Origin of the sequence: Enterococcus sp. DIV1298c (assembly GCF_017316315.1) — a bacterium.
Classification (GTDB): domain Bacteria; phylum Bacillota; class Bacilli; order Lactobacillales; family Enterococcaceae; genus Enterococcus_B; species Enterococcus_B mangumiae.
Genome location: NZ_JAFLWG010000014.1, coordinates 18,973 through 33,187, shown reverse-complemented (window position 1 = coordinate 33,187; position 14,215 = coordinate 18,973). Strand labels below are relative to the sequence as shown.

Genomic DNA, 14,215 nt, shown 5'->3' with positions numbered 1-14,215 from the left:
AACGGCTACATTGGAGCGATGTTCGCGCATCGCTTCTTTTCTTTAGTATAGCATCTTAACGAGGTATTTGTAAACAACGAGTCATGAATGCAATCAATCATTCAATAAAGTTTAACTGAAGTTGCTCCTCCTCTATACTTATTGCTGAAGAAGGTTTCTTGCTTCTACTATTTTCTCATCGAATATCTATTATCACGTTTTGCGACTTAGAGAATAGGGCAAACTTTCCTCTGAATAAGCTTTAGTAGTAGGTACGATTCCTAAATGATAGTTGATCGTTCCTCCTTTTAATAAATCATGATGGGTAAAGTATAGCTTTTCATAAGTTTCTCCGTTTCGACTCACCTGATGAACAAACTGTTGTTGTGGTTGATTAGGTGTAGCTTGAATGGTCAACTGTTTTCCATTTGAAAGTGATACGATCACTTGATCAAATAAGGGTATACCAATCACATATTCACCTGTTCCGGGTGTGACGGGATACATGCCTAAACTGTTAAAGATATACCAAGCAGCCATGCTGCCATTATCTTCATCGCCAGGATAACCAGTGGGTGAGGCATCGAAAAGTTGTGTCAATAATTGTTTGATCAATGGCTGTGCCATCTCAGGTTTCCCAATGTAATGGAAAAGATAAGGGGAATGAAAACTTGGTTGGTTGGAGATGGCTAGTTGACCAAATTCAGTTGCTGCCATTTCACTCATTTCATGGATTTCAAATCCGTACCCACCGACTTCAAACGTAGGCGCTTGATTGCATAATTCAACTAATTTGTTCTCGAACGCTTGTTTTCCGCCATGTATTTCAATCAACCCTGCAAAATCGTGAAACACAGCAAAACTACTCTGCCAAGCGCTGCCTTCTGCATAGTCTGTTCCCCAAGAAGTAGGAGAAAAATCAGGTCGGAATTGTCCAGATAAATCTTTGGAACGCATAAAGCCAGTTTGTGGATCAAAAACGTTACGGTAGTTTTTTGATTGTTGCTGATAATGATGAGCCGTTTCGTCATCAGCGAGTGTTTGAGCGACGCGACTGATACAAAAATCGCTATAAGCATAGTCAAGAGTATGGTTGATCGATTCATGATAATGATTCGGTACATAGCCATACTTCAAATAATCGTCGGTACCTTGACGCCCATAATTTTGCTTTTCACTTTGAATCGTTGCTCCTTTTTTCATCGCTTCTAAAAATTCAGGCATGTTCGGTGTGCCGATGCCTTTGACGGCAGCGTCAGTAATCACTGCATCGATCAATGTTCCAGGCATTAGCCCTCGTTCATCAGGCGAAAGCCATTTAGGTAAGAAGCCAGTTTCTCGATAACTATTTAAAAAGCCTTCCAACATCTCTTCATATTTATCCACTGCAATCAATGAAAAAAGTGGATAAACCGTTTTGTACGTATCCCAGAAACCATTATTTGTATAAAGAACTCCCTCTTTTACCGAACGACTACTAGTATCATAATGCACTTTCTTTCCTTCTTGATCGATTTCATAAAATGTTTGAGGAAACAGAAATGTTCGATACAAATTGTGATAAAACGTTTCCATTTGCTTTTGATCATGATGATTGATTTTGATTCGATCAAAGTAGCTTTGCCATTGCTTGCGACTCTCTAAAAGGTAGTCATTTTCTTGTTTGTTTTGTTCTTGGTTCAAATTGTGATGTGCTTGTTCGATGCTGATGAATGACGTGCCTAGTCGAATCGTTTGGTGCTTGATAGGACCAAAATAAATCGGAACAGCAGCGGCTTGTTCGCTAGTATAATCGAGTGCACGAGTTGTCAAAGGTTGATCGAAGCGTAACACAAAATAAAAAGTGAAGTTCGGGTCTTCTGCTCCGGCAAAATGAGTGACTTGCCCTTCTAGCGTATACGCATCTTTGGCAGTCAGACGGAAACGGCCAGGAAATGACAATAATAAACCGCTATCACTTTTAGTGTAAGTTAGCGAAAGGATACCGCCATACATACTAGGAATCAATGTTGACTGGATACCATAGCGCAATTGTTTGATCGATAAATGTGTCGGACAAAATAGGCTTTCCTCTGGTCGATAAGAGCTTTGGGCATGAAAAATCGTCGGTTCGCTTAATGCTCCGCTGATCGGAGTCATCAAGAAATGACTGAAATCTCCCATCCAAGGGCTAGGTTGATGGGTCAAACGATAGCCTTGAAACGTGCGATCCTCCGGGTGGAACCACCAACTGCCTTTTTGATCGTTTGTCTGTGGTGCAAAATAATTCATGCCGAAAGGAACGCCTGTATAAGGCAGGCAGTTCCCATTTGAAAAAGTTCCTTGATTTGCTGTACCGTGACGTGTGTCAATCTGTTGGATCTTCATTTTTGATCTCCTTTGTTGATTGTCGCTGGATAAATGTGACAGGATATTTGATATCTTTCGGTAATTCTTTTGTTGCGAGCCATTCAATCAAAGCATTTCCGGCAAGTTCGCCTAACTGTTTGAAATCTTGGGCAACCGTCGTGAGTGGTGGATCAACTAAAGCAGCGGCTTGTATATCATCAAAACCAATCACGGAAAAATCATTAGGGATTTGATAGCCTTTTTTCTTTAACTGATTCATTGTTTGGATGGCAACTAAGTCATTCTCACAAACAAAAGCTGTTACTTGTTGTTGGATGTACATATCTAACATATCTTCAGTGAGTTCCTGCGCGTTTAATGTTGTATGAAAAGATAATTTTCCTAGATTCAATGCTTCAAGATAGCCAAGATAACGTTGTCTGACAGACTGTGGATGTGTGGTATCACCAAAAAGATAGGCGATTCTCTTGTGTCCTTCCTTCATCAGCTGTTGTGTTGCTAATGATCCTCCTTGGAAGTTGTCTGACAGAACGGTTGGGAAAGGAAGCTCATAGATTTTCTTATCTAAAATAATAACTGGAAACTCTTGTAAAGATAGTTCAAAGAGTAGATCAAGATGCTGATCGGTTTGAAAGGCATAGTAAATCAGCCCATCGAACTCTTGCATGATGTCGTCCGCTCGTTTCTTTTCAAGAAAATCTAAGGTAGTCATCATGACCTCAAATTGCTTGTCTTGCATGACTGGGTTTAATCCTTGTGTAAAATCGCCTACTGAAAGATCTGACAAGTAAGGCAATAAAAATAAAATTCGTTTTTGGGAAGACGAAATACGTTCGCCGGTTTTCGTCGAAGGGGCTTTAACAAAACTTCCTTTGCCACGAACGCGATAAATCATTCCTAATTGTTCTAATTCGGTCAGTGCGCGCTTTGATGTGATACGGCTGACATTGTATTGCTCAGATAATTCTTTTTCGGTAGGGACTTGACTGTCGACAGGTAAAGTCCCCTCATTGATTGCTTTTTCTAACGCTAGAAAAATTGTTTTATATAATGGCTGCTCCATAATTACACCTCTTAATGATATATCATGATTAAATCATAGCATAAAACAAAGAAAAGTAAATAGATAAAACTTCTTATGAAAGCGTAGACAATCTTTGTGCAAAAGGTTATAATCCTTATGATATATCATTTTGATAGGAGAGAGAATAAAAATGGCTTATAAAAGTATACCAAAATCAGTAGAACAATTTATGGACACGATCATTGAAAAATGTGGTGAGGCGCATGCTGATTGGGCAGAGAATTTTTCGGCTGCATTTGCAAATACATTGCTGACTACTGTGAAAAGACAAGAAGACGGAACGACATTTCTTTTGACTGGCGATATCCCTGCCATGTGGTTGAGAGATTCAACCGCCCAAGTTCGTCCTTACTTAGTCCTTGCAAAAGAAGATACTGACTTAGCAGATATGATCAGCGGACTAGTGAAAAAACAATTTTATTATATCAATATCGATCCTTACGCGAATGCTTTCAATGAAGAAGCAAATGGCGCAGGGCATCAAACGGATCATACAGAAATGAACGACTGGATTTGGGAAAGAAAATATGAAATCGATTCTTTATGTTACCCTGTCCAACTTGCTTATTTACTTTATAAGAATACTGGTCGAGTGGATCAGTTTGATTCCTCTTTTGTGGAAGGCGTCAAAAAAATCTTACATGTTTTCAAGGTGGAACAAAATCATGAGCAATCACCATATACCTTTATGCGCGACACGACAAGAAAAGAAGATACGTTAGTCAATGAAGGGCGAGGAAGTGCGATCGCACCAACCGGTATGACGTGGTCAGGATTTCGTCCAAGTGATGATGCTTGTCAGTTTGGCTATCTTGTCCCATCGAATATGTTTGCGGTAGTCGTACTAGGTTATATTGAAGAAATCTTTTCTTCAATTTTAGCGGAGGCAGAAATTGTTTCCGCGGCTAATCACTTAAAACAAGAAATCAAACAAGGTATTGATACGCATGGTTTGACCAAGAATAGTCGTGGAGAAGCAATTTATGCGTATGAGGTCGATGGCTTAGGAAACGCATCGTTGATGGACGACAGTAATGTACCGAATTTGATCGCAGCACCGTATCTCGGCTACTGTCCACCAACAGAGGAAAGATATTTGCACACGCGTGAAACTTTGCTAAGTAAAGAAAATCCATATTACTATGAAGGGCAATATGCAAAAGGAATCGGCTCTTCTCATACACCAGAAAATTATGTTTGGCCAATCGCTTTAGCGATGGAAGGGATGACGACAGAAGATAAACGAGAAAAAGAGCGGATTCTTGATCTGTTAGTCGCCACAGATGCTGGCACACATTTGATGCACGAAGGATTTGATGTCAATGATCCTGAAAGTTATACAAGAGAGTGGTTCTCATGGGCGAATATGATGTTTTGCGAATTAGTCATGGATTACTTTGATATCCGAGTGGAAAAATAAGGAGGAGAGCAGTGTGAAGAAAAAAGTTTATATCATTTCTCATAGCCATTGGGACCGTGAATGGTACATGGCATATGAACAGCACCATATGCGACTAGTGGAATTAATGGATGATTTACTAGAGCTATTTGAAACAGATCCAGACTTCAACAGCTTCCATTTAGATGGGCAAACCATCATTCTGGATGACTATCTACAAGTCCGCCCAGAAAAACAAGCAGCCATCCAAAAAGCCATTGATGCTGGAAAATTGCGTATCGGCCCTTTCTATATCTTGCAAGATGACTTTTTGATCAGTTCAGAATCAAATGTTCGAAATATGCTGATCGGTATGGAAGAAAGTCGTAAATGGGGGACGCCTGTCATGTTAGGTTATTTCCCAGATACGTTCGGTAACATGGGACAGACACCGCAAATGATGAAACAAGTAGGCTTAGAAGCGGCTGCGTTTGGTCGTGGTGTCAAACCGATCGGCTTTGACAACCAAGTACTAGAAGCCGAAAATTATTCCTCGCAATATTCTGAAATGTGGTGGAAAGGAGCCGATCAATCGGAGATTTTTGGGTTGTTGTTTGCCAACTGGTACAGCAATGGCAACGAGATTCCTGCCGAAAAAGAAGCGGCCATTCGTTTTTGGGATCAGAAGTTAGCAGATGCAGAACAATATGCATCTACGGATCATTTATTGATGATGAATGGTGTGGACCACCAACCTGTACAAAAAGATATATCAAAAGCAATCCGATTGGCAAATGACTTATACCCCGATTATGAATTTATCCATTCGAACTTTACGGACTATCTCAAAGCTGTACAAGAAGATGTCCCGCAGGAACTTGGTGCGGTCGAAGGTGAATTAACCAGTCAAGAAACTGATGGCTGGTACACGTTAGCGAATACAGCTTCTGCAAGAGTTTATCTAAAACAATGGAACACAAAAGTGCAACGTCAACTTGAAAATGTCACAGAACCTTTAGCGGCGATGGCGTATGAAGTCACAGGAAACTATCCACACGACCAATTAGATTATGCCTGGAAAACACTGATGCAAAATCACCCTCATGATAGTATTTGCGGATGTTCAGTTGATTCCGTCCATCGTGAAATGATCCCTCGTTTTGAAAAAGCGAATGAAGTAGGGAAATATTTAACACAAGAAGCGTTGGAACAATTAGCGACAGCTATCGATACCAGTACTTTTTCAAAGGAAAGTTATCCTTTTGTCGTGTTCAATACCGGTGGAATGCCTAAAACAGGGTCTGCAGAGATCACTTTAGAGTTGGAGCGAAAACGATTTGCTGAAGGGAGTCCAGAAGAGCTATATCAAGAACTAGCGGAACAACCTAAAAAGCACTATCATGTGGAAACGGCAGATAAAAAACAAATACCAGCTTTGATTTCTGAAGAAGTTGTTTCATTTGGCTATGACTTACCAAAGGACCGTTTTAGAGTACCGTATATGAAAAAAAGCGTCACGATCGAACTGCCCATTCATGACATGCCTGCTTTTTCTTGGGAAACATTTACTTTAGTTGAAGGAGCTAGTGAAGAAAAACAGGAATCGATGATTGCTCAAGCAGGACGGAGTTTAGAAAATCAACAAGTACATCTAACCATTGAAGAAAATGGCACATTGACTTTGTTGGATAAAACGACCGGACAAACGTTTGAAGAGCTGTTGCTATTTGAAGATGTAGGAGATATCGGGAATGAATATATCTTCAAGCAACCTGAAGGAGAAAAAGCAATTCTTTCAAAAAATCAACAAAGCACTGTTGAAATCATCAAAGATACATCTGAAATTGCTCAAGTCAAAGTAACTGTAACGATCGACATCCCTGTTTCGGCAGATGACAGATTAGAAAAAGAGCAACAAATGGTACGAGAGTTCCGCTTTAGACAAGCTCAACGTTCAAAAGAAACAAAGCCATTAGAAATCACTACGCTGATTACGCTACATGCGCAGAGTAAAAAAATCGATTTTACGACCGTCATTGACAACCAGATGAAAGATCATCGCTTACGTGTCCTGTTTCCAACGAAGTTACAGGTGGAACAACACGAAGCAGATAGTATTTTTGAAGTTGTAACTCGACCAAACCAAGTATCTGCGAATTGGGAAAATCCAACCAATCCGCAACATCAGCATGCCTTTGTTCAATTAGGAGATGAACAGCGAGGGTTGACGATCGGTAACTTTGGTTTGAATGAATATGAAATCGTGGATGGAAAAACAATTGCAGTGACCTTACTGCGTTGTGTCGGCGAGATGGGTGACTGGGGGTATTTCCCAACACCGGAAGCACAGTGCTTAGGTGTTCATCAATTTGATTACAGTTTAGAAGTCCATGCAGGAGAAGATAAATTTGCCACATACAAACATGCTTATGCCGCACAAATTCCGTTTTCAACAAAACAATTGCCGAATCAAGTCGGTAAACTATCATCAAAAAAACAATATTTATCAATAAAAGGGGAAACGTTTGCAATTACTACTTTGAAACGAAGTAAACTTAATGATAAACTAGTAACGAGAGGGTTCAATATGTCTAGTCATTTAGAATCGTTACAGTTAACAAAAAATGACAGTAAAGGCAAACTGTTGAATCTCCTTGAAGAAGAATGTCAGGAGACGATTGACTCGATGTTGCGACCTTACGAGATTCGAACAATCGGCTTTGAGGAGGAATAATTGATGTATGGCGGAATAGAAGCAGGCGGAACAAAATTTATCTGTGCGGTATCAGATCAAGGAGAGATCATTGAAAAAATCAGTGTGCCAACGACGATGCCGGAAGAAACCTTGGCACGTGTGTTTGAATTTTTTGATCAGTTTGAGTTAGAAGCAATTGGAATCGGTTCCTTTGGCCCAATCGGTATTGATCCAACCAACGAACGCTATGGGTACGTCTTAGCTACACCTAAACAAGGATGGCGAGATTTTGATTTCTTGGGAAGTATCAAACAACGATACGACGTTCCTTTGGCATGGACGACCGACGTCAATGCTGCGGCATATGGCGAACTGTTGAAAGGGGCAGCGCAAGGGAAAAATAGCTGTATCTACTTGACTGTCGGCACAGGCATTGGCGGCGGTGTCGTGTTGAATAGCGACATTCTTTCTGGCAGTGCGCATCCAGAAATGGGGCATATCATGGTCAAACGTCACCCAGAAGATGATTATGAAGGAACTTGTCCTTTCCATAAAGACTGTTTAGAAGGATTAGCTGCTGGACCATCGATCGAAGCACGTACAGGAATCAAAGGGCAAGATCTACCGGAAGATCATCCAGTCTGGGATATCCAAGCTTATTATCTTGCACAAGCATTAGTCAATTATTCCTTGACGATCGCTCCAGAAAAAATCATTTTAGGCGGAGGTGTCATGAATCAAGCACACCTGCTGCAAAAAGTGAGAGAACAATTTATGACATTGATGGCAGGTTATATGGAGACGCCACCAGTCGAGGAGTATATCGTTCAATGGGGAATGCCAAATGAAAGTGGGATCATCGGCAGCTTACTGTTGGCGGAAAAGGCGCATCGAGAAGGAAATGAATTTGCATAAATCTAAGAAGAAAATAGCGACTTTTAATTTTAGATGGAAACTTGAATAAAAATAGGTATAGAGAACGACTGTCATTATTGGTAGTCGTTCTTTTTTATTCTATATGTTATGTACTAACGTTGTATTGACAAAAACCGCATCTTTCGTATGATGTAGGTACAACTTAGAGCGGAGGGATAGATTATGGCGCAATCAACAATTACATTTAGAATTCCTGATGACGAAAAAGAATTAGTAGTAGAATACGCTAAAGCACACAACTTGTCATTGACGAAACTTTACAGAACAGCAGTCCTTGAAAAAATAGAAGAGCAAATTGAGTTGGAATTACTAAATGATGCAATAATACTTTCTAAAGAAAAAGAAGAGGAAGGAATATCTCAAATTGACATGGAGCAGTTGTTAGAGGGGGTATATATTTAACTACATACATAAAGCACAAAAAAAAATCGAAATCAGGCAAGAATAATCGTTGCTTGGATTAGAAAAAATTTGGAAGGAACCAGCACCCCTCGACAACACGGTAAAGGATTGACGGGAAATCGAGGTGGTGAGTGGCGGTACCGCATTGGGAATTATCGCATACTAGCAAATATAATTGACTCTGAAATTATAATTGAAATATTTGCTATTGGTCATAGAAGCATTATTTACAAGAAATAATCGTTGCAAATGAGACTAGTTTGGAGCAACATGAATCCGAACTTAATTGATTGGAAAAACAACTTGTGTCAATAATTGGTCTTCCGGTGTGTCAAGCGGATTACTTAGATAGTAATCATAATAAACGCCAGTACTCTCCAATTGATTTTCTTGCAGATAAACCATCAAAGCCCCATAAGTTGACTCAAGTGTTGCGTAAGAACCTTGATGTGTGGAGATAACTGCTTTTCCATCGTACGTTTGGCTCATATAAACTTCATCATTTGCAGAAATTGCAGTGTTGACAGGAATCCCTAATTCGATATCAAAAACGGTAAAGTCTTCATTGCTATTCAGGTAAGCGCAATAGGGCGCACCAATCAATTGGGCACCTTGTTCGCTAACGGCTTGCATCAATTTTTCATAGCCTGTATCTATTGCAGCGGTCATGTTCTCCATGGTAACACCAGTCGCTTTGGTTGCCACGGCAATTTGAGGTGAAAGAGTACTTACTTCAATATTCATATGAATCATCTCCTTGATGTTTTTTATAATGTATATAAAGTAAGTTTAGCATGTATGCGCTTACTGTCAATTCATGTTTTTGACAAGGATAGTGAAAAAACTGACATTCGGTAATGGATCAAGTTACCAAATGTCAGTTTTTTATGGCTAGTTTTTAAATATTTACCATAACCCTGGCAATGCTTTTGCAATGATTTTCTCCTGGGTAAACGGATGGGTCATATGGAGTTCCAACGCGTGAAGCATCAAACGTTTTGCTGACTTCATTTGATAGAGCGGGTCACCAACAATGGGGTGGCCTTGATTTGCTAAATGTACACGGATTTGGTGGGTTCGTCCTGTATCCAAGACACAATAGACCTTTGTTTTATCTGCCGAAACTTCGGCGACTTGGACATGTGTGATGGCTGGTTGTCCATTTCTTGGATCAACCACTCGTTTGCGACGATCATGACGATCTCTGCCGATTTTGTCTGTGATCGTAACATCTTTAGAAAGTTTCCCCCAGACAATGGCTTGGTAACGCCGAAAGATTTTTTTCTGTTCTAACATTCGACCTAAAATAGGCAAAACAAAAGGATTTTTAGCGAATAGAACAGCGCCACTTGTCTCTTTGTCTAAGCGATGGACAACGTACGGGCGTTGTTCTTTTTGAGCCAAGTAAGCTGCTAGATGGTTCAATAAAGTCGCTGTTTCTGTCGGTTCATTTGGGTGTGTTTTCATGCCAACAGGTTTGTCCACGATGATGAGATGTTCATCTTCATATAAGACATTGATGATTTGTGGATTTCCCAATTGTACGGGTTGATAACTGTAATCTGTTTCTTCAAAAAGCAAGGTGATTTGATCACCGGCGGCCGCTTCATAATGGAACAAGGCAGGTTCACCATTGAGCCAGACATTTTTACGTGTACGCAAAAAATGTCGGACTTTTCGAGGAACGAGCCATTCGTTTTCTAATAACTCTCGAATCGTCATCGGTTGATGCGATTCAGGCAAAGTGATCGTGATTTCCACAAGCTCACTCCTTTCGTTAAGATTCAGGTTCATTGTATCATTTTTAACACATATTTAAGAAAAAAATGGAAAATTTCCGACATTTCATATGCTAAACTATCCTCACTATGAATAAATTAACGCGTACACCTACATCTCAAGCAGGACGTAACGCATGCTTAGTTATGTTAAAATAAGAAGAATGAGATCAAGAGACAGGAGAAGAAGTGAATGGATTTTCAGAGCATTCTAGGAAGAATCAAAACTGCGCTTGTCAGTTTTTGGCGATGGATCAAGCCTTATCTTGGACAATTCCATCGTTGGCGAAAGCGAGTATGGAAGAAATATCATATCAATAAACTGATTTTACTGATTGGTTTGATCGTTGTATTGATCACGAGTATTTATCTATTTGTATTAGCCAAACAAGCGAATGTTGAAACCCTGAAATCCGGTTTGAGTCAGTCGACCGTGATCTATGATAAAAACAATGAAGAGGCAGGGACCTTGTATGCGCAAAAAGGGTCTTATGTGGAGTTAGATGCGATTTCTCCACTGATTCAAGATGCGGTCATCTCGACTGAAGACCGGAATTTTTATCAGCATCCGGGTTTTGATATCAAAGGGATTGCCAGAGCAGCGGTAAGAATGATCACATCGGGCGGTACAGGCGGAGGTGGTGGAAGTACCATTACCCAGCAGTTAGCCAAAAATGCGTATCTTACGTTGGATCAAACGTTTGACCGAAAAGCGAAAGAACTGTTTCTAGCGATTGAAATCGAGAAGAAGTACAGCAAAGAAGAAATTTTAACGATGTATCTGAATAACGCCTATTTTGGTAATGGGGTTTGGGGCGTGCAAGATGCATCCAGACGATATTTCGGAGTGGATGCCAACAATGTGACCCTTTCCGAAGCAGCAACTTTAGCGGGCATGTTGAAAGGCCCCGGAATCTATAATCCGATCGATCATCCAGAAAATGCCAATAATCGGAAAAATACGGTGCTAAGCGTAATGGCAGAAAATGGTAAAATCAGTGAGGAACAAGCAACTGCTGAGTCTCAAACGGATATCACGCACTATTTGAATGATACGTATACAGATTCGGAATCTGGTTATCGTTATCCTTACTATTTCGATGCGGTAATCGATGAAGCCGTCAGTGTATATGGTTTAGATGAAGCGGATGTCATGAACAAAGGGTATAAGATCTATACCTCATTGAATCAGAACTATCAGCAACAATTAGAAGCAACTTATCAAAACGATGCGTTATTCCCACCAAATGCAGCGGATGGTGCCATGGTCCAATCAGGTTCAGTTGCACTTGATCCGAAAACAGGCGGAGTCGCAGCACTTGTTGGCCGACGTGGAGAGCACGTCTTTAGAGGATTTAACTTTGCGACGCAGATGAAACGTTCACCAGGTTCATCGATCAAACCGCTCAGCGTGTTTGCGCCTGCGTTAGAAGCTGGCTATACACCGTCAAGTATTCTTGAAGACAAACCACAATCTTATTATGATGCACACAACTTTGATGGGACCTACCAAGGGGAAGTGCCGATGTATCAAGCTGTAGCCCAAAGTTTGAATTTACCAGCTGTGTGGTTGCTTCATGAGATCGGACTTCAAAAAGGGTTTGATAAAACAAAAGAATTTGGCTTGCCTTTAGCTGATTCAGATAAGTATTACGGCTTGGCGTTAGGTGGATTAGAAAATGGGGTTTCGCCAATGACAATGGCGGGCGCATACGGTTCATTCGCCAATAACGGAAAGATGTATACCCCACATTTGATTACTAAAATCGTTGATTCAACTGGAGCAGTCATCGTTGATAATACGAATAGTAAACCGAAACAAGTGATTTCCCAAGAAACGGCTGACCAAATGACCAGCATGTTACTAGGTACGTTCTCTCATGGAACTGGTGTGGCAGCGAATCCTTATGGTTATACAGTTGCTGGGAAAACAGGAACGACGGAAACCAATTTCGATGCAACAAAAGCCAATGACCAATGGATCGTTGGGTACACTCCAGATGTCGTTATCTCTACGTGGTTAGGCTTTGAAGAAGCGAGTGAACTTCATTACTTAGAAGGGACAAGTGGTAATGTGGTAGGGAAAGTCTTCAAATCGGCAGCAGAAGGTATCTTGCCTTATACCGATCAAACACGCTTCAATGTGGCAGATGCTTATGCGACAGGTGGCCAAGTCGTTCCAGCAGATCAAGTGCCAGATGACTCACAATCGAACGAAGAGAACAATAGCAACTGGCAAGACAATTTAGATCGCTACGGGGAACAGGCAAAAGAAGGACTAAGAAACTTTGGCGATATGTTAAGAGACGGCGTACAAGGAATTGGCGATGCCACGAGAGATCTATGGCGTCGATTCCAAGGAGAGTAGGCACTTTGAAAACAAATCGCCCCATGTTACAATAGAGATTAATAAATAGAAGAAAAGAGGCCGTCGTATGTCAAACATTTATGATAGTGCAAATCAAATCGAACGTGAGATTCGTGAATTAAAAGAATTCAAAGAGCTAGAAGAAGCTTATGCAAAAGTAAAAGCGAATGAGGAAGCACATCAACTATTCAAAGATTTCCAAGCAATGCAAATCGAATTACAAGAAAAACAAATGAGCGGACAAGAATTCAGCGATGAAGATGCTGCCAAAGCACAAGAAATGGCAATGAAAATCCAATCAGAAGAAGTCATCAACGACTTGATGCAAAAAGAACAAGGATTCAGCACGATCATCAATGATTTGAACCGTATCATCATGACACCAGTACGTGACTTGTACAGCGAATAAGAATCAGTAAAATAAATCTCTGGTATGGAATCTCCTAATGATTTCATGCCAGTTTTTTTTGTGAAAAGCCATTTTTTTCTTTGATAAGAAAAAGTGATGGGAAGGCAAGGTACATCCTTTGTTATCATTAAGTTGCAGAAATACACCAATAAGCAATTGAAAGGATGTGAATCTATGCGAAAAAAAATGACGATCGACATCACCGCACCTATCAAAGAATTGAATATTACGAAACCTTTTGATTTAGCCATTTTCAATCAATTTATTCTACATAAACGGACAAAAGAATTATTACATATACTCAAAAAAATGAAACACCAACTAGTTGAGGATTCATGGGCCTACGACAAACACTTCCGGTGGGTATCTACAGAAGCGCATTTCGAGCATTATCAAAATTGTTTGATCTGGGCAGAGAAACTGGATCGAGTCATTTATCAGCGATTAACAGAAAGACAAAAGAATCACAGCCCTCTTGCTATTCTTTCATTGATGATCACACATCGCTATATCCACGAATATGCACGTTATACGGTGAAAGACCAACGAATGATCTTTCAAGAAATCCATAAAAGCCCACAAGCAGAAAATCAAGATGTTTTTATGTTTGAAAAATTAAAAGAGGGCGTTAGTTCGGCGATTACGGGCAGAAGAACATCGATAGTGAAAGAACGAAAGAATAACGATCGCACGCAAGCATTTTGATCGTATTGAGGATTTATTTTTATGAATGAGTTTTACATTTTGGATAAAACAAACCGCCGTATCTAAATCGAAAGATACGGCGGTTTGTTTCTGTGGTATTCTCTTGTCATCTTAAAACCGAATAAACCATAG

Annotated in this window: 11 protein-coding genes and 1 pseudogene; 8 read left to right on the top strand and 4 right to left on the bottom strand. The window is 40.2% G+C overall.

From position 1 onward, the window contains the following. Window positions 1–192 precede the first annotated feature (192 nt). Window positions 193–2,346 (bottom strand): GH92 family glycosyl hydrolase, encoded by a 2,154-nt coding sequence (locus tag JZO83_RS03970; RefSeq protein ID WP_242542389.1) that lies wholly within the window; start codon window positions 2,344–2,346, stop codon window positions 193–195. Then, window positions 2,327–3,391: a LacI family DNA-binding transcriptional regulator gene (locus tag JZO83_RS03965; protein ID WP_207115028.1), complete on the bottom strand. Its 1,065-nt coding sequence runs from the start codon at window positions 3,389–3,391 to the stop codon at window positions 2,327–2,329. The genes JZO83_RS03970 and JZO83_RS03965 overlap by 20 nt, the downstream gene beginning before the upstream one ends. A gap of 151 nt (window positions 3,392–3,542) precedes the next feature. On the opposite strand from JZO83_RS03965, the gene JZO83_RS03960 reads away from it, so the two are divergent. The 5 genes and pseudogenes from JZO83_RS03960 to JZO83_RS03940 form a co-directional block, all read left to right on the top strand. After that, window positions 3,543–4,832, top strand: coding sequence for a glycoside hydrolase family 125 protein (locus JZO83_RS03960; RefSeq protein ID WP_207115027.1), 1,290 nt, complete (start codon window positions 3,543–3,545; stop codon window positions 4,830–4,832). A gap of 13 nt (window positions 4,833–4,845) precedes the next feature. Continuing rightward, entirely contained in the window at window positions 4,846–7,524 is a 2,679-nt protein-coding gene (locus JZO83_RS03955) for an alpha-mannosidase (protein WP_207115026.1), read from the top strand. A 3-nt stretch (window positions 7,525–7,527) separates the two neighbouring features. Continuing rightward, window positions 7,528–8,400 carry an ROK family protein gene (locus tag JZO83_RS03950; RefSeq protein ID WP_207115025.1) on the top strand — a complete coding sequence of 291 codons (873 nt, stop codon included), beginning with the start codon at window positions 7,528–7,530 and terminating at the stop codon, window positions 8,398–8,400. Window positions 8,401–8,583: 183 nt separating this feature from the next. After that, the gene (locus JZO83_RS03945; protein ID WP_207115024.1) at window positions 8,584–8,823 is read left to right on the top strand and encodes a DUF6290 family protein; all 240 of its coding nucleotides are present in this window, start codon (window positions 8,584–8,586) and stop codon (window positions 8,821–8,823) included. Between the two features lie 18 nt (window positions 8,824–8,841). Continuing rightward, a pseudogene (locus JZO83_RS03940) lies at window positions 8,842–9,063 on the top strand (type II toxin-antitoxin system RelE/ParE family toxin); the annotation flags it as partial. Window positions 9,064–9,105: 42 nt separating this feature from the next. On the opposite strand, the gene JZO83_RS03935 reads toward JZO83_RS03940, so the two are convergent. Both JZO83_RS03935 and JZO83_RS03930 read right to left on the bottom strand, forming a co-directional pair. Further along, a complete protein-coding gene (locus JZO83_RS03935; RefSeq protein ID WP_207115023.1) occupies window positions 9,106–9,567 on the bottom strand; it encodes a GyrI-like domain-containing protein in 462 nt (153 codons plus the stop codon). Window positions 9,568–9,729: 162 nt separating this feature from the next. Beyond that, window positions 9,730–10,584 (bottom strand): RluA family pseudouridine synthase, encoded by an 855-nt coding sequence (locus tag JZO83_RS03930; RefSeq protein WP_207115022.1) that lies wholly within the window; start codon window positions 10,582–10,584, stop codon window positions 9,730–9,732. A 210-nt stretch (window positions 10,585–10,794) separates the two neighbouring features. Here JZO83_RS03930 and JZO83_RS03925 point away from each other — a divergent pair, with 210 nt between their 5' ends. The 3 genes from JZO83_RS03925 to JZO83_RS03915 all read left to right on the top strand — a co-directional run bounded on the left by JZO83_RS03925 (window position 10,795) and on the right by JZO83_RS03915 (window position 14,083). Further along, window positions 10,795–12,969, top strand: coding sequence for a PBP1A family penicillin-binding protein (locus JZO83_RS03925; RefSeq protein WP_207115021.1), 2,175 nt, complete (start codon window positions 10,795–10,797; stop codon window positions 12,967–12,969). Between the two features lie 67 nt (window positions 12,970–13,036). Next, the gene (locus JZO83_RS03920) at window positions 13,037–13,378 is read left to right on the top strand and encodes a YlbF family regulator (protein ID WP_206853845.1); all 342 of its coding nucleotides are present in this window, start codon (window positions 13,037–13,039) and stop codon (window positions 13,376–13,378) included. A gap of 174 nt (window positions 13,379–13,552) precedes the next feature. Then, complete coding sequence (locus JZO83_RS03915) at window positions 13,553–14,083, top strand: hypothetical protein (protein ID WP_207115020.1); 531 nt, start codon at window positions 13,553–13,555, stop codon at window positions 14,081–14,083. Window positions 14,084–14,215 lie beyond the last annotated feature (132 nt).